General features: G+C 61.8%; 17 protein-coding genes and 2 tRNA genes. 15 read left to right on the top strand and 4 right to left on the bottom strand.

The features are described from left to right. Nucleotides 1-35: 35 nt before the first annotated feature. The 3 genes from mutS (at nt 36) to EI290_RS00660 (ending at nt 3,780) form a co-directional block, all read left to right on the top strand. Nucleotides 36-2,750 (top strand): DNA mismatch repair protein MutS, encoded by a 2,715-nt coding sequence (mutS, locus tag EI290_RS00675; protein WP_246008837.1) that lies wholly within the window; start codon nt 36-38, stop codon nt 2,748-2,750. A gap of 283 nt (nt 2,751-3,033) precedes the next feature. Then, nucleotides 3,034-3,106: transfer RNA gene (locus EI290_RS00670), tRNA-Gly, on the top strand. A gap of 590 nt (nt 3,107-3,696) precedes the next feature. Next, nucleotides 3,697-3,780 (top strand) — tRNA-Leu (locus EI290_RS00660). Between the two features lie 110 nt (nt 3,781-3,890). Here EI290_RS00660 and EI290_RS00655 read toward each other — a convergent pair. Continuing rightward, entirely contained in the window at nt 3,891-4,268 is a 378-nt protein-coding gene (locus EI290_RS00655) for a cupredoxin domain-containing protein (RefSeq protein ID WP_125425618.1), read from the bottom strand. Between the two features lie 4 nt (nt 4,269-4,272). After that, nucleotides 4,273-6,546: a heavy metal translocating P-type ATPase gene (locus EI290_RS00650; RefSeq protein WP_125425616.1), complete on the bottom strand. Its 2,274-nt coding sequence runs from the start codon at nt 6,544-6,546 to the stop codon at nt 4,273-4,275. Nucleotides 6,547-6,923: 377 nt separating this feature from the next. Between EI290_RS00650 and EI290_RS00645 the strand changes: the two genes are divergently transcribed. From EI290_RS00645 to EI290_RS00605, 9 genes are all read left to right on the top strand, one after another. Next, nucleotides 6,924-7,403, top strand: a complete 480-nt coding sequence (locus tag EI290_RS00645; protein ID WP_125425614.1) for a hypothetical protein — start codon at nt 6,924-6,926, stop codon at nt 7,401-7,403. Between the two features lie 306 nt (nt 7,404-7,709). Further along, nucleotides 7,710-8,657, top strand: a complete 948-nt coding sequence (locus EI290_RS00640) for a heavy metal-binding domain-containing protein (RefSeq protein ID WP_125425612.1) — start codon at nt 7,710-7,712, stop codon at nt 8,655-8,657. A 129-nt stretch (nt 8,658-8,786) separates the two neighbouring features. After that, entirely contained in the window at nt 8,787-9,506 is a 720-nt protein-coding gene (locus EI290_RS00635) for a DUF305 domain-containing protein (protein ID WP_125425610.1), read from the top strand. Between the two features lie 57 nt (nt 9,507-9,563). Next, nucleotides 9,564-10,103, top strand: a complete 540-nt coding sequence (locus EI290_RS22260; protein WP_185816777.1) for a heavy metal-binding domain-containing protein — start codon at nt 9,564-9,566, stop codon at nt 10,101-10,103. A gap of 94 nt (nt 10,104-10,197) precedes the next feature. After that, entirely contained in the window at nt 10,198-11,445 is a 1,248-nt protein-coding gene (locus tag EI290_RS00625) for a TolC family protein (RefSeq protein ID WP_125425608.1), read from the top strand. Between the two features lies 1 nt (nt 11,446). Continuing rightward, nucleotides 11,447-12,058 (top strand): hypothetical protein, encoded by a 612-nt coding sequence (locus EI290_RS00620; RefSeq protein ID WP_125425606.1) that lies wholly within the window; start codon nt 11,447-11,449, stop codon nt 12,056-12,058. Then, entirely contained in the window at nt 12,042-13,187 is a 1,146-nt protein-coding gene (locus EI290_RS00615) for an efflux RND transporter periplasmic adaptor subunit (protein WP_125425604.1), read from the top strand. Before EI290_RS00620 ends, EI290_RS00615 begins: the two co-directional genes overlap by 17 nt. Nucleotides 13,188-13,202: 15 nt before the next feature. Beyond that, a complete protein-coding gene (locus EI290_RS00610; RefSeq protein ID WP_125425602.1) occupies nt 13,203-13,727 on the top strand; it encodes a YybH family protein in 525 nt (174 codons plus the stop codon). Between the two features lie 101 nt (nt 13,728-13,828). Next, nucleotides 13,829-17,152, top strand: a complete 3,324-nt coding sequence (locus tag EI290_RS00605) for an efflux RND transporter permease subunit (protein ID WP_125425600.1) — start codon at nt 13,829-13,831, stop codon at nt 17,150-17,152. A gap of 11 nt (nt 17,153-17,163) precedes the next feature. On the opposite strand, the gene EI290_RS00600 is transcribed toward EI290_RS00605, so the two are convergent. Beyond that, the gene (locus EI290_RS00600) at nt 17,164-18,822 is read right to left on the bottom strand and encodes an SBBP repeat-containing protein (RefSeq protein ID WP_125425598.1); all 1,659 of its coding nucleotides are present in this window, start codon (nt 18,820-18,822) and stop codon (nt 17,164-17,166) included. A 343-nt stretch (nt 18,823-19,165) separates the two neighbouring features. Here EI290_RS00600 and EI290_RS00595 point away from each other — a divergent pair, with 343 nt between their 5' ends. The 3 genes from EI290_RS00595 (at nt 19,166) to EI290_RS00585 (ending at nt 22,211) form a co-directional block, all read left to right on the top strand. Continuing rightward, complete coding sequence (locus tag EI290_RS00595) at nt 19,166-20,149, top strand: AAA family ATPase (protein ID WP_246008807.1); 984 nt, start codon at nt 19,166-19,168, stop codon at nt 20,147-20,149. A gap of 165 nt (nt 20,150-20,314) precedes the next feature. Beyond that, entirely contained in the window at nt 20,315-20,848 is a 534-nt protein-coding gene (locus tag EI290_RS00590) for an acyltransferase (RefSeq protein WP_125425596.1), read from the top strand. Further along, on the top strand, nt 20,802-22,211 hold the full coding sequence (locus EI290_RS00585; protein ID WP_148103614.1) for a hypothetical protein: 1,410 nt from the start codon (nt 20,802-20,804) through the stop codon (nt 22,209-22,211). Before EI290_RS00590 ends, EI290_RS00585 begins: the two co-directional genes overlap by 47 nt. A 67-nt stretch (nt 22,212-22,278) precedes the next feature. Here the strand turns inward: EI290_RS00585 and EI290_RS00580 are convergent, their stop codons facing one another. Continuing rightward, complete coding sequence (locus EI290_RS00580) at nt 22,279-23,928, bottom strand: T9SS type A sorting domain-containing protein (protein ID WP_125425592.1); 1,650 nt, start codon at nt 23,926-23,928, stop codon at nt 22,279-22,281. Nucleotides 23,929-23,935: the final 7 nt, after the last annotated feature.

The following is a 23,935-nucleotide window of genomic DNA, read 5'->3' as shown; positions in this document are numbered from 1 at the left end:
CCCTGGGCCCCGCGCCCGTAGCCGATACGCCCCTGATGCAGCAGTATTACCAGCTGAAGCAGACGTACCCCGGGGCCGTGCTGCTGTTCCGGGTGGGCGACTTCTACGAAACCTTCGGGGAGGATGCCGTCACGGCCTCCCGCATTCTGGATATTACCCTCACCAAGCGCGGCGCGGGTACTGCCTCTGAAACCCCGCTGGCCGGCTTCCCCCACCACGCCCTCGATAACTACCTGCCCAAGCTGGTGCGGGCCGGGCAGCGCGTGGCCATCTGCGACCAGCTCGAAGACCCCAAGCAGGCCAAGGGCCTGGTGAAGCGGGGCGTAACCGAGCTGGTGACGCCCGGCGTGAGCCTGCACGACAACGTGCTGGAGCGCAAGAGCAATAACTACCTCTGCGCCGTGCACCTGGGTAAGCAGGAAGCCGGCATTTCGTTTCTGGACATCAGCACCGGCGAGTTTCTGGTGGCCCAGGGCACCCTGGAGTACCTGGGCAAGCTACTCCAGAACTTCCAGCCGGCCGAGGTGCTGTTCTGCAAGAAAAGCCGCCGCGACTTCGAGGAGAACTTCGGGCCCGACTACTGCCACTTCGCCCTGGAAGAATGGGTGTTCGGCTTTGATTACGGCTACGACCTGCTCACCCGCCACTTCAACACCACGTCCCTCAAAGGCTTCGGGATTGACGGGCTGCGCGAGGGTATTACGGCCGCCGGCTGCATTCTGCACTACCTGGCCGAAACCAAGCACACCGACGTGGGCCACATCGGCAGCATCGGGCGGCTGGAGGAGGACAAATACGTGTGGCTCGACCGGTTTACGGTGCGCAACCTGGAGCTGGTGCAGCCCCAGCACCCCGGCGGCGTGCCTCTGATTGATATTCTGGATCAGACGGTGACGCCCATGGGAGCCCGCCTGCTGCGCAAGTGGGTGGTGCTGCCCCTGAAGGAGCCCGCTCAGATTCAGCGCCGCCTCGATACGGTGGAAGCTCTGCTGCAAACTCCCGAGCTGCTGGAAAACCTGCTGCAGCACCTGCGCCAGATTGGCGACCTGGAGCGGCTGATTTCCAAGGTGGCCGTGCGCCGCATCAACCCCCGCGAGCTGCTGCAGCTGGCCCGGGCGCTGGAGGCTATTGGGCCCATTCGGGAGCAGCTGGCCGCTTCCGGCGTGCGCGCCTTGCAAAAGCTGGCCGACCAACTCAACCCCTGCGCCGCCCTGCGCGAGGAAATCCAGACCAAAATCCGCCCCGATGCGCCCATTCTCACTAACCAGGGCGGGGTGTTGAACGACGGCGTGGACCGGGAGTTGGACGAGCTGCGCCAGATGGCCTTCTCGGGCAAGGACTACCTGTTTCAGCTGCAGCAGCGGGCCATCCAGGAAACTGGTATTTCGTCGCTGAAAGTGGCCTATAACAAGGTGTTCGGCTACTACCTCGAAGTCACCAACGCCCACAAGGACAAGGTGCCCACCACCTGGATCCGGAAGCAGACGCTGGTAAACGCGGAGCGCTACATCACGGAGGAGCTGAAGGTGTACGAGGAGAAGATCCTGCACGCCGAGGAGCGGCTGTTCGTCATCGAGCAGAAAATCTACAACGACCTGGTGCTGTTTGCCGCCGAGTACGTGGCCCAGATTCAGCAGAACGCCCGCGCCATTGGCGTAGCCGACTGCCTGGCTTCCTTCGCCGCCACCGCCCGCCAGCACCGCTACGTGAAGCCGGTGGTGGACGATTCGACTAATCTTGACATCAAGGCTGGCCGCCACCCCGTAATTGAGCGCCAGCTGCCCCCCGGCGAGCAGTACATCCCCAACGACATCTGCCTCAACCAGGACGAGCAGCAGATTGTGGTGATTACCGGCCCCAACATGGCCGGTAAATCGGCCCTGCTGCGGCAAACGGCCCTGATTGTGCTGCTGGCCCAGATTGGCTCCTTCGTGCCCGCCGACGCGGCCCACGTGGGCGTCATCGACAAGATTTTTACCCGGGTGGGCGCCTCCGACAACCTAAGCAAGGGCGAGAGTACCTTCATGGTTGAGATGACCGAAACCGCCTCCATCCTCAACAACCTCTCCGACCGGAGCCTGGTATTGATGGATGAAATCGGGCGCGGCACCAGCACCTACGACGGCATCAGCATTGCCTGGGCCATTGTGGAGCACCTGCACAACTCGCCCAAAGCCCGCGCCAAAACCCTTTTCGCCACCCACTACCACGAGCTCAACCAGCTGGCCGACGACTGCCCGCGGGTGCGCAATTACAACGTAGCCGTGAAAGAGGCCGACGGGCGCATCCTGTTCCTGCGCAAGCTGCGGGAGGGGGGCTCCGAGCACAGCTTCGGCATTCACGTGGCCCGTATGGCCGGCATGCCCGCTTCGGTGGTGCTGCGGGCCAACGAAATTATGCACCACCTGGAGCAGGAGCGCACTTCCGCCGGCGCGGATCCTGACGCTACCACCGAGTTCGACGATGTGCTGGCGGGGCTGGGAGATGAGGCCGGGGGCAAAGTCGTGCCGCTAAACGGGCACGCCTCCGCTACCCGTACCGATACAGGCCTTAAGGGCCCGAAGGCGCAGCCTGCAGCGGCAGTGCACTCGGCCCCCCGACCCAGCCTGCAGCTGAGCATGTTTGAGCCCACCGACCCAGCCCTGGAGAAAATCCGGGAGCTGCTGGACCGCCTCGATGTGAATACGCTCACGCCTATTGAGGCCCTGCTGAAACTAAACGAGCTAAAGCTGGCCGCGGGTAGCAAGTAGAAATCTCCGTTTATCTTGGCCTGCGTAATACTTATGCTATCGGCCGCGGTTTACCTCTAACTTGTATGGGAACACGCCAGTGCCAAAAGAGGCTAGCTGTGACCAGAAGCCTCCTGCGAACAGGAAACGGGATATTTTTATTGAAATTTTTCTGCCTGAAAATCAGCCGACAGAGTATTTCGGGCGTACCTTGAGCTTCTTTTTTTAAGGTGGGCACTTGACTTCAAGGATTCCTGTACTACCTTTGTCACATCAAAACGCCATTACGGCGCCAAGATCGAAAGCGAGAGTAGCTCAGTTGGTAGAGCGCGACCTTGCCAAGGTCGAGGTCGCGAGTTCGAACCTCGTCTCCCGCTCAAAAAGGATGTTTCTTCGGAAGCATCCTTTTTTTGTTTTACACCAGTCTAGTTGTCATGCGACCCATTTAGTCGAGAGCACTTATAGTGGCCCGCTAGGAGTAAGAGAATATGAAGGCTAAAATTACGGATGCAGAATTTGCCACTATTGTGGCCGGGTGTCTGTCAGTAGCCCAAGTGTTGGGGCGGCTAGGACTGGTACCGGCTGGTGGAAACTACAAAACCGTGCATGACCGTATCAAACGGCTGGGGTTAGGGATTGAGCACTTCACTGGGAAGGCGTGGAATCAGGGTGAGCGGTATAAACCACTGCGGCCCGCAGTTATCCTGTCGGACTTGTTGGTAAAAGGCTCTGTCTATCAATCATTCAAGCTCAAAAACAGGTTGCTGAATGCCGGTCTATTGGAACGCAAGTGCTCATCGTGCCTGCTAACTCAATGGTGTCAACAACTGATTCCGCTAGAATTAGACCACATCAATGGAGTACATGATGACAACAGAATCGAGAATTTGCGCTTACTTTGCCCAAATTGCCATGCTTTAACCGCAACCTATCGGGGGAGAAACAAAGCAGTTGCAAAATAGTACCCGCCAGAGTGGTGAAATTGGTATACACGCGGCACTTAAAATGCCGTTTCCGAAAGGAAGTACGGGTTCAAGTCCCGTCTCTGGTACAAACATTTTCTACTTTAATGTGGAGAAGGTTTTTTGTTTATGAGGTGGGTAACCCACCGTTAGGATGGGCCAGGGCGAATGAGGGAGGCGCATAACCAGTATGAAGTGTTTACTTTACCACCAGACTGCCGCGCAGCATACCCATGCCGCAGGTAAACGGAAACGTACCGGACTGTTGAGGCAGCAGCTCTACCAGCGTGGTTTTAAAGGCCGGTAGGTCGCGGCGGATGCTGAAGTCGGGCAGCAGGAGTTCCTCGGAGCAGGAGTTATCCTCGTCGCGGTAGAAGCTCAGCTGCACGGGCCGGCCACGCTCCACCTCAATTACGTCTGGGGAGTAGCCACCTTTGACGGTGACGTCCACCTGCTGGATGCCGCCGGACGACGATACGGCGCTGACCGTTTGGCGGGCGGAAAAGAAAAAGTACCAGACTACAAACCCAGCCAGGGCCAGCCCGGCCAGGGTCACGATGATTTCGGTGGTATCCATGGGGCTAGTTTTGAAGCGGGGAGAAGCTGCGCAGGCGCAGCGAGTTGGTAAGTACCGAAACGGAACTCAGGGCCATAGCGCCGGCCGCCAGCATGGGCGAAAGCAGGATACCGAAGACCGGATACAGCAGGCCCGCCGCAATGGGGATGCCCAGAACATTGTAGATGAAGGCGAAAAACAGATTTTGCCGAATGGTACGAATGGTCTGGCGCGAGAGGTCGATGGCCGTCACCACGCCCCGCAGGTCGGAGCGCATGAGGGTGATGCCAGCTGCCTCCATGGCCACGTCGGTGCCGCCGCCCATGGCCAAACCAATGTCGGCCTGGGCCAGGGCAGGTGCATCGTTGATACCGTCGCCGACCATGGCCACCACGCGGCCTTCGGCCTGCAGCTCTTGTACCTTGCCGGCCTTGCCACTGGGCAGCACCTCGGCAAAGTAGCGCCTGATGCCTACCTGCCCGGCCACCTGGGCGGCCGTTTGGGGGTTGTCGCCGGTCATCATCACCACTTCCAGTCCCATGCTTTGCAGCCGCTTAATGGCCGCCGCCGACGTTTCGCGCACGGTATCGGCTACCCCGATAACACCGGCCGCCTGGCCGGCCACGGCCACGTAGAGCACCGTTTTGGCCTGAACTAGTAGCTCATCGGCATGCTGGCGCAGGGCTGGGGGCAGCCCGATGCCCGCTTCTTCGAGCAGGCGGAAGTTGCCGATAAGCACGGGCTGGCTGTTTACCACGGCCTGCGCGCCCTTGCCTTCAATGGCCTGAAAACCCGTGGCCGGAATCAGGGCAGTATGCTGAGAATCGGCGTAGCGCACCACGGCCTCGGCTAGCGGGTGCTCACTCTGCCGCTCCACTGCCGCTACCAGCTGCAGCAGCCAGCCCACCTCTTGCCCGGCCGCCGGCACAAAATCCGTGACGGTAGGCTCGCCGCGGGTGATGGTGCCGGTTTTGTCGAGTAGCACGGTGGTTACCTGGTAGGCTTTTTCCAGTGCCTCGGCGTTGCGAATCAGCACGCCGTGCTCGGCCCCTTTGCCGGTGCTGACCATGATGGCCGTGGGCGTAGCCAGGCCCAGCGCGCAGGGGCAGGCAATGATGAGCACGGCCACGAAGTTGACCAACGCCAGCGGCAAGCGGCTTTCCACCGGAGCCAGATCAAACCAGAGCACGAACGTGAGAATGGCAATGACCACCACGTTAGGCACGAAGATGGCGCTGACCTTATCGGCCAGGCGCTGAATGGGGGCGCGGCTGCCCTGGGCGTCTTCCACCAGCTTCACAATCTGGGAAAGCAGGGTATCGGCCCCTACCTTGGTCACGCGGAAGCGGAAGGAGCCCGTTTTATTGAGCGTGGCCCCAAACACCGGGTCGCCGGCTTTCTTTTCGACGGGCAGGCTTTCCCCGGTGAGCATAGCTTCGTCCACGGCCGAATGGCCTTCCTCGATGAGGCCGTCGGTGGCGACTTTCTCACCAGGGCGGACCACAATGAGGTCGTGGAGTTGCACGTGTTCAATGGGCACGTCTACTTCCTGACCATCGGGACGCACCACCCGGGCCGTTTTGGCCTGCAGGCCCATCAGGGCTTTGATGGCGGCCGAAGTTTGGGTTTTGGCCCGTAGCTCCAGCACCTTGCCCAGTAGAATCAGGGCAATGATGGTGGCCGTGGTATCATAGTACACCTCGGGCATGATGCCCCGGCGCATAAACCAGCCCGGCACCACGGTAGCCGCCAGGCTGTAGAGAAAGGCCGCCCCAGTGCCCACGGCTATCAGCGTATCCATATTGGCCGCCCGGTGCCGGAAGCCGTTCCAGGCCGAGGTATAAAACTCCCGCCCGCTATACAGCAGCACCGGCAGGGTAAGCAGGAGCAGGCCATAGTTAAGCCAGTGCATATTCACGCGCTGCAGCAGAGCTGGCCACAGCATGAGCATGCTCAGGGGCATGATGACGGCGGCCAGCCCGGCCGCTACCCAGAAGCGGTGCTTGAGTTTCTGGTAGGCCCGGGCTTTCTGCTCGTCTATTTCAGCCTGCCGGTCGGCGGCGCTGGTATCGGGGGCCCGCTCACTTACGCCGTAGCCGGCCGCCACCACGGCCTGCCGGAGGGTGGCGGGGCTGGCCTGGGCCGGGAGGTAGTCGATGGTGGCCTTTTCAGTGGCGAAGTTGACCATGGCCCGCTGTACGCCGGGCGTGCGCGTCAGGGACTTCTCAACGAAGGCGGCGCAGGAGGCGCAAGTCATGCCTTCAATATCGAGGGTTTCGGTTTTGGTGGTTGGTTCCATATACGGGAGGGGGCGGGGGCATCCGGCCAGCCGCAACCGGCAGCCGGGTCTCACAACCTACTTGCAAAGGAACGGCATCCACCGGGCAGGGTTGGTACGAAATCCTTCCCGAAAACCTGCATAATTTGTACCGGAGCCTCCTGCCGCGCAGCTACAAAACTTGGGCGGCGCACTTGCATAATTTGGGGCTGTGTGCCTGCGCTTGCCTAGACGGGGAAATGTGAAAATCACCCCTGGCAAAGTGGTAAATAGTATTCTGACGACGAGCCGGTGACAGGTGCGCCCCAGGGTGAAACCCTTTCTGCTGATTAATAGTAGTACTTATGCTCTGCACTTTCTGAGCAGAAGCGTAGTTTTGCAGTTGCTTAGCGCCTGTTATGTTCCGTAGCCTGTTTCCCTTACGCCGTTTGCTGTCGACGAGCTTCCTGCTCGTCTTCGTCAACGTGTTGGTGGGCCAGTGCTGGTGCGCTACGCTCAAGCCAGGGCCCACTGCGCCCACTGCGCAGGCGCTGGCCCCGAAACCCGCTCATCCGGGCTGCCACGGCCACGCAAAGGCACCGGCCCAGCAGAAATCGGCCAAAGCCCAGGGCACCCACGGCCATCATACGTCTAAGTCATCGGGCCAGGATTCCTGCTGCAAAGACAGCTCGGTGGCTGTGCTTAAGTCGCTTACGGCACCCGGCGAAAAACACCTGCTTTCCGCCGCCCCGGCTCTTCTGCCCGCCCGCCACGACTTCCTGTTCCGGCCGGCCGCCGGCCACTGGGACCGTACTCACGCGGTAGTATTGGTGCCCCGGGAGCATCTGCCGCCCAAAATCCCCGACATCCGGATTTTTATTCAGTCCCTGACGGTCTGAGTTATTGACGCGCCCAAGGCTCGTCCTGGCATAGCTGTGCTATGTCCGGGGCGGGCCTTTGCTATGGTGTGTCCTGCCGCGCTGTTTTGCGCCCACGCTTTCCTCCTGATTTCCGGTTCCGGTGAACTCCGCTTCTGAGCCGGGCTGCTCACGCCCTTTGCATCGGCCCGGCTTTGCGGCCGGCCTCCGTGCTGACACGGAGGCCGGGTAGCAATGGCCCTGGAGCCAGGCCCCGGTTTCCGGGGCGCAGCTTTGAACGGCTTTTTGCCGGGCTGCTCTGTATTCACCCCCCCCCATTTTCCTGTTATGTACCGCCTACCACTTTCTCTGCTGGCCGTGGCCAGCCTGCTCACCACGGCCAACTGCTCCTCCGATTCAGCTTCCAGCAGTGCCACCTCTGCCGTTACCACTCCCACCAACGGCCCGGCCGAAGGCACCGCCGACCACAGCGGCGGCCACACCTATGCCTGCCCCATGCACCCAGAGGTAACCAGCACCAAAGAGGGCCAGAAGTGCCCCAAGTGCGGCATGAACCTGGAGCACAATGACCAGGTGAGCAACGGCAAAACCTACCAGATGAAGCTGGTGCCCACACCCGCGCAGGTAACAGCCGGGCAGCCCGTCACCCTAGCCTTCATGCCCGTGGAAACCGGTAACGAAGCAGCCCCCGTGCCCCTGGCCGTAGTGCACGAGAAGAAGATTCACCTCATCATCGTCAGCAAAGACCTGGGCCAGTTCTATCACGAGCACCCCGAGTATACTGCCCAGGGCGACTACAAAGTGCAGTACACCTTCCCGAAGGGCGGCGACTACGTGCTATTTCAGGACTATACGCCCACCGGCTCGGGCCACCAGCTGGGCCGCCAGCCGCTCACGGTGGCGGGCCCGGCTTATGCTCCGGTCAAGTTCAAAAACGACGACATGCAGTGGCAGCAGGACGGCTACCAGGCCACCCTTTCCTTTGACAAGGAGCTGAAAGTGGGCCAGCTGCTGGGCATGAAAATCAACATCAGTAAAGACGGACAGCCCGTGACGGACCTGGCCAATTACCTCGGGGCCCTGGGCCACGTGGTGGTCATTAGCGAGGATACCGAGAACTACCTGCACGTGCACCCCAACGAGCAGGCCGACAAAGGCCCCAACATCGGCTTCAATACCAACTTCGAGAAGCCCGGCCTCTACCGCGTGTTCCTGCAGTTTAACCACGCGGGCAAAATCCACACCGGCGACTTCACCATCAACGTGAAGGCCTAGTGCTCATTTTCATCTGAGTTGTCAGTTGCTCGTTGTCAGTTGTCGGGTTCTTGTTAAAAATCTGACTAACAACTAACAACGTGCAGGTGGCAACCATCCACAAACAACCAGCCATTTACCACTCAACCCATGAAACAGTCTGCTTTTTTCCTCGCCGCCTTTTGTGCAGGTACCCTTCTGACCACCAGCTGCACCCCCGATAAAACCACCGGGTCGTCGGCCACGACGACTGAAACCGGCGCCGCTGCGGAGGCCCACGACATGGCCGGCATGGACCACGCGGCCATGGGCCACGACAGCGCGGCGGCCGGCGGCTCCCCCCAGCTGGTGGCCATGAACGAGATGATGCAGAAGATGCACGCCACCAAGCCCAAGGGCAACACCGACCACGACTTTGCCTACCACATGCTGGAGCACCACAAAGGCGCGGTGGTAATGGCCGACCTGGAGCTGCGCGACGGCAAAGACGCTACCATGCGCCGCATGGCCGAAAAAATTAAAGCCGACCAGCAGCAGGAAATAACGGCGCTGGAAGCTGCGGCCACCCGCCTCGATAACGCCCCCACCAACTACCAGCCCAACAACCCTGCTGACCCCTTCACCAGCAAGATGAAGGCTTCCATGGACGTGATGATGCAGAACATGCCCCAGCCCGTAGCCAACCCAGACATGAACTTCAATATGCTCATGACCCTGCACCACCAAAGCGCCGTGGATATGGCCCGGGCCGAACTGGCCCACGGCAAGGACACCAAGCTCAAGGAAATGGCGCAGATGATTATCAACGCTCAGCAGAAGGAAATCCAGCAGTTCAAGGAGTGGCACCAGCAGAACGCCGATAAGATGTAGCCCGGCGGCTAAGTAGCCTCTGGTTCCCGTTCAATCTCCCTTTTTTACCTCTTTTTTATGAAACTGATGCACCTGTTTGCGGCCGCCCTAATGCTGGCCGCACCGCTGACCCTCTCGGCCCAGCACACGCACAAGCCCGGCGCGGCCGGTCACGGCCACAATGCCGCCGGCGAAACCCATGCTCACTCGGCCCCGCACGGAGGCATTGTGCGCACGGCGGGCAAGTACCATGTGGAGCTGGTGGTTAAAGCCGGCCAGATGACCGTGTACCTGCTCGATGGCCAGGAGAAAACCCAGCCCACCACGGGCCTAACGGGCACGGCTATGGTGCAGCAGGGCGGCAAAACTACCTCCGTGGCTCTCACGCCGGCCGCCGACCAGCTGCGTGGTACCCTGCCGGCCGGCGCTACCCCCACCACGGCCATTATCACCCTGCGTCGGGGCAGCGAAACTATTAACGCCCGCTTCGATAAGCTGGCCAGTACCGCCGCCAAGGCAAAAGCCGTGAGCTACGCCTGCCCAATGGGCTGCGCCGGCAGCGCCAGCACCAAGCCCGGCAGCTGCCCCACCTGCGGCATGGCCCTCGTGAAAAAGTAGGAGGCGGAGGTTGCCCTGGCGGGCAGCCGGTTTTGCTCTGGCCGGGCCGCTTGCCGCGGCGGGCGGCCCCTGGGCTGGTTTTTATCCTGATTGTATGAAGTCGTTGAGAATACCCTATGGGCTGCGCCGGTGGCTGGCGGTGGTAGGGCTGCTGGTAGGGCCGGGCCTGGTTGGGGCGCGGGCCCAAACCGTTATCAGCCTGGACAGCGCCGAGGCCCAGACCCTGCGCCGCCACCCCCGGCTGCGGCAGTCGGCCCAGGAGATTGAGGAGCAGCGCGCCCTGAAGCGGGGTTCCTTTGCCCCCGCCAACCCGGACTTTCTGTTCTCGGCCCCTACGGGCGAAATGTGGGCCCCGGGCGTGGTGCAAACCATCGATTTGCCCAACGTGTACCGGCGGCAGCGGCAGGTGGCCGAGGCCGGCGTAACGCTGGCCGAGCGCAACCAGGACGTGAGCCGGGCCACGGTACTGCGCGATACCCGCCTGGCTTACCTGGCGCTGCAGTTTGCCGAGGCCCAGGTGCGCCAGCTCACCTACCAGGACAGCCTGTTTCGGGCATTACGCCTGGCTACGGAACGGCTGTTTACGGCCGGCGAAGTCACCTCCCTGCAGCGCATCAGCACCGACGCCGAAGCCCGGCAGGTAACCGTGCTGCTGCAACAGGCCACCGCCGACCAACAGGCCGCTCAGCGCCGGCTGGGGCTACTGCTGGGCCGCCCCACCGCGGCCCTGGCCACCAGCACCGACCTGGGCCGTAGTGGACCGGAGCTGGCCCAAACCGGCACGGCCCTGCTCGGCGGCCTGCCCACCGAAGACAGTGCCGCCCTGGTGCGCAGCCCTACCCTGGCCGCCGCCACCCAGAACGTGGCCCTGAGCCAGTCGGGCATTAGCCTGGTGCGGGCCCGGCGCACCCCGGCCCTCACGCTGGGCTACCAGAACCAGGCGTTTGAAAACTCGGCGCTCCGCTACCGCTTTCAGTTTGGGGTGTCGGTGCCCGTATGGTTCTGGACCTACCGCGCCCAGCTACAGGCGGCTACGGCCCGCTCCCAGGCGGCCAGCTACCAGCTGCAGACCCAGCGCCTGGAGCTCAGCAGCCAGTACCAGCAGGCCCTGGCCGACACGCGCAAGTTCTCGGCCTCTCTGGCTTACTACGAGCAAACCGGCCTGCCTCAGTCGCGGGCCATCATCAGCCAGTCGCAGCGCCTGTTTCAGGCCGGAGAAGCCAGCTACCTGCAGCTGATCCTGAGTCTGAACCAGGCTTTTGCCATCCAGAACACCTACCTGACGACCATCCGTGACTACCGCCAGGCCCTCATCGAACTCAACTACCTGCGGGGCGAATAACATGAAACAGCTACTCTTTTTGCTGCTGAGCCTGCTGCTGACCGGCACGGCCTATGCCCACGGGGGCGAAGACCACGGCGACGCGGCCAAAGCCCCAACTGCAGCCGGGGCCACGTCTTTTTCCGTGGCGGCCCTTTCCGAACAGTTTGAGGTACTGCTGCGCTACGAGCCTCTGGAAGGCGGCCAACCCGCCGACCTGCGCCTGTTCCTCTCCGATTACGCCACCAACGCCCCCATCAGAGGCGCCAAACTCACGCTCACCAACCCCGAAGACGCGGCGCTGAAATGGGCCGTAACGGAGCAGGAGCCCGGTATCTACCTGGTGGAAGGAGAGTTTCCGGCCGATAAAGCCTACAGCTTCGCGGCAAACATCGTGGCCGGGGAGCGGGCTGACCTGGTACTACTCGAAGGCATTAAGGTGGGGGAGAAGCTGCCCGTAGTCGAAGCGCCGGTGGCAGCCACTGCCGGACTTTTTTCCTCCTGGAAAACCATTGCCGCCCTGCTTGGGGCCTTCGGGCTGGGTATTGGCCTCACGGCCCTGCTTATGCGCCGCCGGGCGGTTGCTTCTGTTTCCACTTCTACTACTGCCGCTGCCCATGAAAACCACGCATAAGTTTCTGGTCGCCACCGCCGCCGCCGGCCTCGTGCTGACGGTGCTGCTGCCCCCACCCGGCCTGGTGCAGGCCCACGGGGGCGAAGACCACGGCGGCACCGCTAAAGCCAGCACCGGCGTGGCCCTCACCGACGAGGTGCTGCTGCCCAAGGAAAGCCAGTTTCTGTTCGAGGTGCGCACCCAGCTGGCCGCCTACTCCACCACCTACAGCCGGGCTACGCTCTACGGCACGGTATCGGCGGCGGCCGGAGGCGAAGGGCGCATTGTGGTGCCTCAGACCGGGCGCATCGTCAGCCTGGCCGCGCAGGTGGGCCAGGCCGTGCGGGCCGGGCAGACGCTGGCCGTCATCGAGCAGACGCTGGATGCTACCCAGCAAATTGGCCTCAGCACCGAGCGGGCCAACGCCCAGGCCGAGTTGCGCGCCGCCCAACAGGACTATGCCCGCCTGCAGAGCATTGCCGACATTGCCGCCCGCAAAGATGTGGTAGCCGCCGAGCTGCGCCTGCGCCAAGCCCGCCAGAACGCAGCCATCTACAACGGGCAGGCCCAGCAGCGGCGCGTGACTATTACCTCCCCGGTAAGTGGCACCGTGGATGTGTTTAGTCTGGCCGTGGGCCAGCAGGTCAATCAGGGCGACGAGCTGTTCCGGGTCATCAACCCCGGCAAGCTGCGCGTGGAAGCCCAGGTGTTTGCCCAGGATCTGGCCAAAGTCACGCCCGGCGCGCAGTTTCGGGTGGAGGGGTTGCAGGGCCAGGCCGGTGTGCCGGCCCGGCTGGTAGTGTTCAGCAACGTGGTAAACCCCGTGAACCAGGCCCGGCAGCTGGTGCTGGAGCTGGATGCCCCGGCGGGTAGTGCCTACCGTGCCGGCCAGGCCGTGAACGTGCAGGTAGTCGGTCAGGCCGGAGGGGGTACTCCCCAGCTGGTGGTACCCACCACGGCCATCACCGACCTTAATGGCAAGCCGGTGGTATTTGTGCACACCGAGCCCGAGCGGTTCAAGATTCGCTATGTGCAGCCTGGGGCCATCAGCGGCCAGCAGACTGTACTGGTGCAGGGCCAGGTAAACGAAAACGACCGGGTGGTAACGGCCGGTACCTACCAGCTCAAGTCCATCTACCTCAATCAGTAATAACCGACTTCTTTCATGATATTTTCCTGCTTTCCCCTCCCAAACCAACAGGCTGTAGCACTACTCGGCGGTGCTCTGCTGTTGGCCGGCGCAGCGGCCCGGGCCCAGACGGCTCCGGTAACTGCCGACGAGGCTGCCGTGAAAGCCGTGCTGACTCAGTACCAGCAGGCTGTGCAGAAGCTTGATACTACGGGCACACACCACCTCTTTACGGCCAACTCGCAGGTGTTTGAGTCGGGTGGGGTGGAGGGTACGTATCGGCACTACGCGGCGCACCACCTGGCCCCCGAGCTCAAGGAGTTCAGTGCTTTCACCTTCAGTGACTATAAGTCTCAGGTGCAGGTAGATGGTTCTTACGCCTTTGCGACGGAAACCTATACCTACACCATCGACCTTAGGAAAGGCCCCCAGGACAAGCAGGCTAAAGCCCCTATTGTACGCCGGGGGGTAGCGACGTCGGTGCTGCGCAAAAACGCCGCCGGTCGGTGGCAGATACTGAGTACGCACACCTCTGCCCGCACGCCCCGAACCAAGAAATAAGGCAGTGTGGGCCTTAACGGTCAGCCGCCCGGCCACTCTTGATTCAGCAGCCAGGCACCACCCCGGGTGCTCCGCTCGTTCCTCTTTGCGCTCTAGAACCGATGCTTGATAAGATAATTCGTTTTGCCCTGCAGAACCGGCTGCTGATGCTGGCTTTTGCCCTGGGCCTCCTGATTGCCGGCACGTACACGGCCCGCCAATTGCCCGTGGATGTGCTGCCCGACCTGGACCGGCCCCGCGTGACCGTGTTTCTGGAAGCGCCCGGCATGGCTCCCGAAGAAGTGGAAGCCCTGGTGACGTTGCCCGTGGAAACGGCCCTGAACGGCGCCACCGGCGTGTCGGCAGTGCGCTCCAACTCGGCCATTGGCCTGGGCATGGTGTTCGTGGAGTTCGACTACGGCACCGACATCTTCACGGCCCGCCAGATTGTGAGCGAGAAGCTGCAAACTACTGGGGAGCAGCTTCCTCAAGGCATTACGCCAGTACTGGGGCCCATTTCCTCCGTTATGGGCCAGATTATGCTGGTGGGGCTTTCGACGTCAATTGATGAGAAGTCAGAAGCGAGAGGTCAGAAGTTAGAAGCTGATGTTACTCCCCAAACGAAGTCAGCTGCTGGTAACGGACAACAACCAACAACCAACCACCAACCAACCAACGCCGCCGACCTGCGCACCTTGGCCAACTACACCGTGCGCCAGCGCCTGCTCAGCATTCCTGGCGTGGCCCAGGTCATTCCCATCGGCGGCGACAACCTGCAGTATCAGGTGCTGCTGGATATGCCCCGCCTGAATGCCACCGGCCTCACCGTGAATCAGGTGGAAGAAGCCCTGCGGCAGTCCAACCTGAACACCACCGGCAACTTCTTCGACCGCAACGGCTCGGAGGTGCTCATCCGCAACCTGGGCCGCCTACGCTCGGTGCAGGATATCGAAAACATCATTGTAGGCTACCGCGACCAGTCGCCCATCCGGGTGGCCGAGGTGGCGAAGGTGGAGTTCGGGGCCCGCTTCAAGCGCGGCGACGGGAGCGTAAACGGCCGCCCGGCCGTGATTCTGAGCATCGAGAAGCAGCCCGGCGCCGCCACCGTGGGCCTCACCGAAGCCGTGGAAAAAGCCCTGGTGGAGCTGCAGCCTTCCCTGCCCCCAGACGTGCAGGTGAACACGCGGCTGTTCAAGCAGTCAGAGTTTATTGAGTCCTCGATCAGCAACGTGGAGGAGGCGCTGCGCGACGGCGCCATTCTGGTGGTCATCGTGCTGTTTGCCTTCCTGCTGAACGTGCGCACCACGTTCATTTCGCTGGTGGCCATTCCGCTGTCCTTGTTGGTTACGGCGCTGGTGTTCCGCGCGGCGGGCATCAGCATCAATACCATGACGCTGGGCGGCCTGGCCATTGCCATCGGCGAATTGGTCGACGACGCCATTGTGGACGTGGAAAACGTGTACCGCCGCCTGCGCGAAAACCGGCGAAAGGCCCAGCCTCAGCCGGTGCTCCAGGTGATTTACGCGGCCTCCTCGGAAGTGCGCAACTCCATTGTGTACGCCACCATTATTGTGGTGCTGGTATTTTTGCCCCTGTTTGCGCTGGAGGGCATGGAAGGCCGCATTTTCGCGCCCCTGGGCATTGCCTATATCACCAGCATCGTGGCCTCGCTGTTCGTGTCGCTCACCGTAACGCCGGTGCTGTGCTACTACCTGCTGCCGAAGATGAAACAGATGGACCACCCCGAAACCGACGGGCCGCTGGTGCGCTGGTTGAAAATGAAGGACACCCGCCTGCTGGACTGGGGCCTGCGGCATCCTAAAGCCATACTGGGAGTTACCGGGGCACTATTTGTGGCGGCCATGGCCCTTATCCCGTTTTTCGGCACCGAGTTTCTGCCGCCCTTCAACGAAGGCTCGCTCACGGTCAATTTCTCGGCCCCCGCCGGCACCTCACTCGCCGAGAGCAACCGCCTGGGTACGCTAGGCGAGCAGCAGATGCTCCGGATTCCGGAAGTGGCCTACACGGCCCGCCGCACCGGCCGCGCCGAGCTGGACGAGCACGCCGAATCGGTGAACAACTCGGAAATTGAGGTGGCTTTTAAGACCGAGGAAGAGTTGGAGAAGGAAGGCAAAACCATGCGCAGCCGCGACGAAATTCTGGCCGACATGCGCCAGAAGCTCAGCCTGATTACGGGCGTAAACGTGAATATCGGTCAGCCCATTTCCCACCGCCTCGACCACCTCTTGTCGGGTGTGCGGGCCCAGGTAGCCATCAAGGTATTCGGCAATGATTTGCTGGAGCTGCGCCGTTACGCCAATGAAGTGCGCGCCGCCGCCGGCACGGTGCCGGGCGTGGTAGATTTGCAGGTAGAAAAGCAGGTGCAGATTCCTCAACTGCTCATCCGGCCCCGCGATGAAGCCCTGCGCGCCTACGGCATGGCCCGCGGCGAAGTAGTGCAGGACCTGGAAACCCTGTTTCAGGGCGCGGTGGTGTCGCAGATGCTCGACGGGCAGAAGCGCTTCGACCTAGTAGTGAAGCTGCCCGAATCCCAGCGCAACGATATGGCCGCCATCAGCCAGACCCGCATCGAAACCCCCAGCGGGGCCCTGATTCCGGTGAGCCAGGTGGCCGACGTGGTGTACGAGCCCGGCCCTAATACCGTCAACCACGAAAACACCCAGCGCCGCATCACCATCTCGCTGAACGTGGCCGAGCGGGATTTGGGCTCCACGGTAAAGGAAATTCAGCAGAAAGTCAGCCAGCAGGTAAAGCTGCCGCCGGGCTACTACCTCACCTACGGCGGGCAGTTCGAGAGCCAGCAGTCGGCCTCCCAGAAGATTCTGTGGCTGAGCCTGTTTTCACTGGCCGGCATCTTCCTGGTGCTGTTCTCGCACTTTAAGTCCTCCTGGATGGTGGGCCAGATTATGCTCAATATTCCACTGGCCCTGATTGGCTCGGTGGTGGCGGTGCTGCTCACGGGCGGCACGTTCAGCATTGCCTCACTGGTGGGCTTCATCACCCTCACCGGCATTGCCTCCCGCAACGGCATCATGATGATTTCGCACTACATCCATCTGATAGAGCACGAAGGGGAGCAGTTCGGCAAAAAAATGCTGATCCGGGGTTCTCTGGAGCGCTTGGTGCCGGTGCTGATGACGGCCCTGGTGGCGGCCCTGGCCCTGGTGCCGCTCACGCTGGCCAAGGACGCGCCCGGCAAGGAAATCCTCTACCCGGTGGCCACCGTCATCCTCGGCGGCCTGCTATCCTCTACCTTCCTCGATATCATCGTGACGCCGGTGGTATTCTGGCTGGTGGGCGAAAAGGCGCTGGCGCAGTATTTCGCGGCCCACCGGGAAACCGGCCTCGACGACCACCCCCGGGAGCTGGACGCGCCGCCGCTTACCCCGCCCGGTGATGCCAACCCGGTGCTGCCCGTTACCTAGGATCGGCCTGGTTATTTTACTTCCACGCTCTGGGTGTGACTCATACCGTCGGCGGTACGAAACTGTACCACGTACAAGCCGGCAGGTAGGGCTGAGGCATCGAAAACCGCCTGTGACTGCACAGCGCTGTTGGCCTGCAGGGGCGCGGAGGCTACAACCCGGCCCAGGGTAGTACTCAGCAGGGCCTGGCCCTCCAAAGGCATACCGGGCCGGGCCCAGGAGAGGCGGGCCACCAGCCGGCCGCGGGCCGGATTCGGGAACACCTCAAACCCCGGCCGGCCTCCGCCCACGGCCGGTACCTGAATACGAAATTTGCCCACTACCCCATCTGTACCGCTGGGAACCTGCACCGTGGTGGAGCCGAACGAGGCACTACCGCTCACGTCGCTGGTCAGGTACAGCTGGCCATCGGGCTGCTGGGCCAGGCGGTTGCCGGCGCAGCTGCCGCTGGTGCCCAGTACATCGGCGTAGTACGCGCTGCCATCGGGCTGAAAGCTGTGTAGCAGCAGGCGGGAGTCGTAGCTGGGCGTGAGCCGGCGGCCGAGCAGGGTGGTGTAGCCGGCGGCATCAGTTACCAGGGCGGTGCTGTACTCGGGGGCGCTGGTGCCGGTGGTTTTCACCCACTGCACCGCCCCGGCCGGCGTGTAGCGCGCCAGAAATATATCCGACTGACCCACGGCGGTAACTACCTTGCCGCCCACCGAGCTGGTGCCGGAAAAATCACCGGCCGCGTATACGTTGCCCAGCCGGTCGGTGGCCAGTGTGCTAAGATGGGTGCTGTTGTTGGCGGTTGGGGTACCGGTGCCGCCGCCCTGCCGCAGCCACTGCAAGCCCCCCGATACGGCATTGAAGCTGGCCAGGTAGGAGTCGGCCCCCACGGTGGTTACGGAGGTGCCGGCCAGCGTCATGTCGTTGTTGAAGAAACCGCCCACGTAGCAGGAGCCACGGCCATCCAGGGCCACATCGGCGCCGCTGGCCCCGTAGGTGGAGAAGTTGGAAGACAGCTGCGCCCAGGCCACGGTGCCGGTGGGGCGGTAACAGGCCGCGTACATCACGCGCCGGCTGCCGGGTCCGTACACCTGGTTGCCGAATTGGATATTGCCGTAGTCCGACTGCCCCGTGATGTAACTGTTGCCGGCCGCATCGGTGGCAATGGCGTAGCCGTAGCAGCCGAACTGCGTAATGCCGAAGCGCTGGGCCCATTGCACCTGTCCCCGGCCGTTGAGCTTGAGCACCAGCCCGGTGTTAAATCCCTCGCTGAAGCTCTGCAGCGCCCCACCCGCATAGGATAAGGTGCCTGTAAAATTACCCACCACGTAGGCATTGCCGGCCGCATCCACGGCAATATCGGCGCCGGCGGCCGTGCTCTGGTAAAACGACTGCACGGCCGGGTTCTGACCCACCTGCACGGCCCACAGCGCCCGGCCGGCCGCATCGTAGCGCACCACAAACAGGTCGCGCTGGCCCCGGCTGGTGAGTGTAAGCTGGTTGAAGCGAATGGTGCCCTGGAATGAGCCCGTAACGAAGCTGCCGCCGTAACCATCGGCGGCCACACTCTTGGCCGAAACGGCCCCGGTGGTACTGTGGAGCTGGTTTACCCATTGCCAGGTAGCCTGGGCATGGGCGGCATAACTGCTCAAAAGGCATAGAAACAGGACAAGTGCTTTCATAGGAAAAGGTGGGATAAAGGGTACAGAAAATGCTGGAAGCCATAACCAGCCGAAGACCGGAGTCGAAACAGGGCAGAACAGCAGGCAGGGCTACTGGAAAAGTAGCGGGGAGGAAGGGCCACACTGGGCGGCAACGCACGGAATCAGCAGCTCAAGGCGTTGAAGATAGAAAATCTTTATAGTTTATATCATAAATAATAAAGATTTTATTATAAAATAAATCAATGGTCCAGCCAGGGCTGGACGGTCAACGGCAGCAGATGCCAAAGGGGGGGCGGGGCAGCAACCGGCTAATGGCCCCGTTTTTCTACCTTTAAGCTCGTTCTATCTGTTTTGCTTCCATATGATGCCTCCACAGTCTGGTTCGGCTCCCGATTATCCGCAGAAAATCAAGCAGGTGTTTGCCGAGGTGGGCAAGGTGGTAGTAGGCCAGCACTACATGCTGAACCGGCTGCTGATTGGGCTGTTCACCGGTGGTCATATTCTGCTGGAAGGCGTGCCGGGCCTGGCCAAAACTCTTACCATCAGTACTTTATCCAGGGTATTGCACCTGCACTTCCAGCGGGTACAGTTCACCCCCGACCTGTTGCCCTCCGACCTAGTGGGCACCATGATTTACAACCAGAACCAGTCAGAATTTGAGGTAAAGAAGGGGCCCATCTTCGCCAATCTGGTGCTGGCCGACGAGGTGAACCGCTCCCCGGCGAAGGTGCAGAGTGCCCTGCTGGAAGCCATGCAGGAAAAGCAGGTAACCATTGGCGAAACCACGTATCCGCTGGATTTGCCGTTTCTGGTACTGGCTACCCAAAACCCGGTGGAGCAGGAGGGTACCTACCCGCTGCCCGAGGCACAGGTAGACCGCTTCATGATGAAGATACACGTCGACTACCTCAAGAAAGCCGATGAGCTGGAAGTGATGCGCCGCATGGCCAACATGAGCTACGTGGGCGAGGTAAACCCGGTGCTGACCAAGGAAGACATCTTCGGTATCCGGCAGCAGATAAACCAGGTGCAGATTTCGGAAACGCTGGAGAAGTACATCATCGAGCTGGTCTTTGCCACCCGCAAGCCCGCCGAGTATGATTTGCCCGAGTTTCAGCAGTACGTGCAGTTTGGGGTGAGCCCCCGGGCCAGCATAGCCCTGCACCGCGCCGCCAAGGCCGTGGCCTACCTGGATGAGCGGGACTACGTGCTGCCCGAAGACATCAAGGAGGTAGCCGCCGACGTGCTCAATCACCGTATCCTGCTCAACTACGAAGCCGAGGCCGACGGCATCCGCACCCAGGATATGATTGAGGCCATTCTGCGCAAAGTGCCGATTAGTTGAATGATAAATGATGAATGATGAATGATGAATGATGAATGATGAATGATGAATGATGAATGATGAATGATGAATGATTTTCTTTTTATACAGCCTCACACCTGCCGACTCAATTCTCATAATTCAACAACTCAACTCTTATAACTCATAACTCATCATCCATAACTCATGAAGCGTGTGCTGGGGCTGCGGCCGGAGATGCCGTGGAGCTTTTATGTGCTGGATGCGCTGTTTCGAAAAGTTCTGCGCCAGAACGCAGGTGTGCGGTGGGCGGTACACCACACCAGCACCATCCGCAGCCCCGAGCGGCTCCGGGCCGGCCGCGGCTCCTTCCCCGGCGATTCGCCCGGGGTGTACATCAACGCCGACAACGGCGTGGAAGTAGGCGACTTTACCAACCTGGGCCCGCACGTGGGGCTGATTTCGGCTAATCATGATGCCGTAGCCAATGCCGAACGGCTGCCGGCCGCCCCGCTGCGCCTTGGGAATTTCTGCTGGTTGGGTATGGGGGCCGTAGTGCTGCCGGGCGTGGAGCTGGGCGACTTTACCGTGGTAGGGGCCGGGGCCGTGGTAACGCGCAGCTTTCCGGCGGGCTATTGCGTGCTGGCCGGCAACCCCGCCCGTCTTATCCGTCACCTTGACCCCGCCGCCTGTGATGCCCAAGCCCGCAGCACCTACGCGCAGCACGCTGCTGGGCACTAGCGCCTCTATCTTCCTCATTCGGTTCCTGCCAACACTGGCCAGCGTGTTGGCGCTGGTGTGGCTGTCAAGGACAATGCCCCCGGCCTGGTATGGGCGTTACCAGGGTTTTTGGGTACAGTGGCAGGTGCTGCACGTGGTGGCCTGCCTGGGCCTGCCCACGGTGCTGCTCACGTATCCGGCCGCTGCCGTGAACGGCTTGGCGGAGCAACTGCACCGGAAGCAGTGGCTGGGGTTGGCTGCCTGGGCTGGGCTGAACGCGCTGGTACTACTCCTGACGCAGCGGTATACCGGCTCACCGTTTGCCGGATGGCAGGTGGCGCTGTTTCTGCTGCTGAACGTGCCGGTGGCAGTGCTGGAAGCCTATGCGCTGCTGGGGCGGCAGTTTCGGTCGGTGGCGCTGGTGAGTTTCGGGTACGCCGGACTGTTTGCCCTGAGCCATGGGTTGCTGGCCACGCACCACATTGGTAGCTCGTGGCTGATGGGTCTGCTGCTGCTGGGCAACGGCTTGCGCTTACTGCTGCTGGTCCGGCTGGCCCGGCAGCAGTTCCGGCGGAATCAAACGGGCACACCACCACCCGTTGGCCTGCGCCACCTATGGCTGCACACGGCCCTGAACGAAGTGGTGCAGATTCTGTTCCGGTGGGTGGATAAGCTGGCCCTAAGTTTACTGCTGCCGGCTGCCCTGTTTGCGCTTTACTTCAATGGCACCCTCGACGTACCGTTTCTGCCCCTGCTGCTGGGGGCAGCCGGTAGCGCCCTGCTGCTGCACTTCCACGAGCCCAACGTATCGGATGCGGAGCGGGTACAGCTCCTGAAAGCAACGGCCACGCTGCTGGGGCGGCTGGTGTTTCCGCTGTTCTTTTTTCTGGTGCTGTTCCGGCGGGAGCTGTTCGGCGTCGTGTTTGCCCACCGTTACGATGCGGCCGTGCCGCTGTTTCTGCTGTCCTCCCTGGTTATTCCGCTGCGGGCCTACAACTTCACGGCCCTGTTGCAGCACAAGGGTCAGGGCCGCATCATCACTACCGGGGCCGTGCTCGATTTGCTGCTGGCCCTGCTGCTCATGTACCCGCTCTACCGCTGGCTGGGGCTGGGCGGTGTGGCGTTGGCTTTCGTGGTCAGCACCTGGTGGCAGGCGGGCTACTACCTCCGGCACACGGCCCGGCTGCTGAACCAGCCGTGGCCCGCGCTGCTGCCGCTACGGGCCTGGGCGGTGCAGCTGCTGGGCGTTGGCCTGGGGTTGCTGCTGCTGCACGAGGTGCTGGTGCGCTGGCTCCCGGAACCCGGCGTGCTCTGGACCGGGGCCGGCGTGGTACTGGCGCTGCTGGCCGCCCAGCTCTGGCAGGCCCGGCGCGCCGACGGATAGCACGCAAAAAGAAGAAGCCCGGGACGAGGCCCGGGCTTCTTCTTTTTAGAGCGGATTTCCTGGCTACCTACTTTGCCACCACGAAGCGTACCGACTGGCTGGTTTCGTTGGTAGTTACCTGGGCCATGTACACACCAGCTTTCAGCGTGGTGGGCAGGGCTACCTGCTGCGTGCCAGCGGCCAGTTTGCCATTGGTCAGCAGAGTGGCCACGGTGCGGCCGGTTACGTCCAGTACGCGCACCGAAGCCGTACCGCCGCGCTTCAGCTCAAAGTTCAGCAGAGCCTCGCCGGCCGAGGGGTTCGGCGAAACGGTCAGCCGCTGGAGCTGGTCGGAGGTCGACTTCACGGCCAGCGTCTGGCCGGGGCGGTTGTAGCAAGTGGTCTGGGGGTTGAAGTTGGTCCAGCCGGCCACCCAGTTAGTAGTACCAAAAGCACCCCGGAACGTACCGGTCTTCTCAAAGAAGCTGTCGGCCAGCTTGGCATCGGTGAAGGCTGCACCGGTGCGCAGCGGCGAGGTAGCCAACGGGGTGAAGTTCTGCGTCACGTCAGCATCCGGGGTGAAGTTGCCAGCATCAAGACCCAGGTCTGAGGCGTTGGTATACAGCGTGTTGCTGTTGGCTGCTGCATTCCAGAAGCCGGCCACGTCGTAGGTCGTAACGCCAGCCGCCTCGAAGTTGCGGGTGGTCATGTTGGCCATTACGTTGTTCTTCAGCACCAGCCCGCCATTGGTGGCATTGGCCTGGGCCGCGGCCCCGTCCAGCGTCAGGCCGGTGGGCCAGCCGCTGAGTACTGTGTTGAAGATGGAAATAGACGTGTTGCGGCGCAGGTGCATGGCGCGGGTAAAGTTGGCCGCGGCCCCAATGGGCGTACGCAACAGAGCCGTTACGTTAGAGAAAACCGGCGCCGTCTGGGGCGTGTTAGCGGAGCCACCGGCATCGTTGTCCGACTCAAAGGCCGTAGAGCCTGATACGTCGGCGGTGTTTTGCTCCCGAATGATGAGACCGTACTGCACCTTGCCCTGAAAGCCGTTGTCGGTATCGAAGTCGTCGTCGGTGGCCGCTACGGCTACCAGGTGCTTGGCATTCACAGTGCCCCCAAACCACTCAAACGAGTCGTCGCCGGAGCCATATACCTGCACGTAGTCAATCTGAGTGCCGGCACCCACGCCCGCTAGTGTCAGACCGTTGATTTCGGAGTTTGGCTGGAAGGCAATGCCAGGAAACTCAATACGCACATACTTCAGAATACCCGAGTTGTCGTTGGCATCGGTGCCTCCGTAGGTGGAGCCTACACCGCCTTCTACTACCGGCGTACCCGCCAGGTTTACCGGTGCCCGGCCACAGATGATAATGCCCCCCCAGTCGCCGCGGGCCCGGGAGCCGGCTGGTTCGTTGGAGGTGAATACGATGGGCTGGCTGGCCGTGCCCTCGGCAATCAGGCGGCCACCCTGCTCCACTATCAGGGAGCCCTTGGTGGCTTTGTCACCTTTAATGATAGTTCCGGCCGGAATGGTCAGAGTAGCGCCGGCCTTCACGTACACAAAGCCCGACAGCAGGTACACGTTCGTGCTGGACCAGGTAGTGTTCTGGGTAATGTTGCCGGAAACTACCGTTGCCGTGGGAGCCGCGGGGCAAACCGTTTGGGCCTGGGCCCGCAAAGCGGGAGTCGCCGCAGCCACTGCGCAAGCCAGCAAAGCAGGAAGTAGAATCTTTTTCATGGGTAGT

Origin of the sequence: Hymenobacter metallilatus, from assembly GCF_003944705.1 — a bacterium.
Lineage (GTDB): Bacteria > Bacteroidota > Bacteroidia > Cytophagales > Hymenobacteraceae > Hymenobacter > Hymenobacter metallilatus.
The sequence above is the reverse complement of the archived record's forward strand: the minus strand, read 5'-3'. Positions and strand labels throughout refer to the sequence as shown.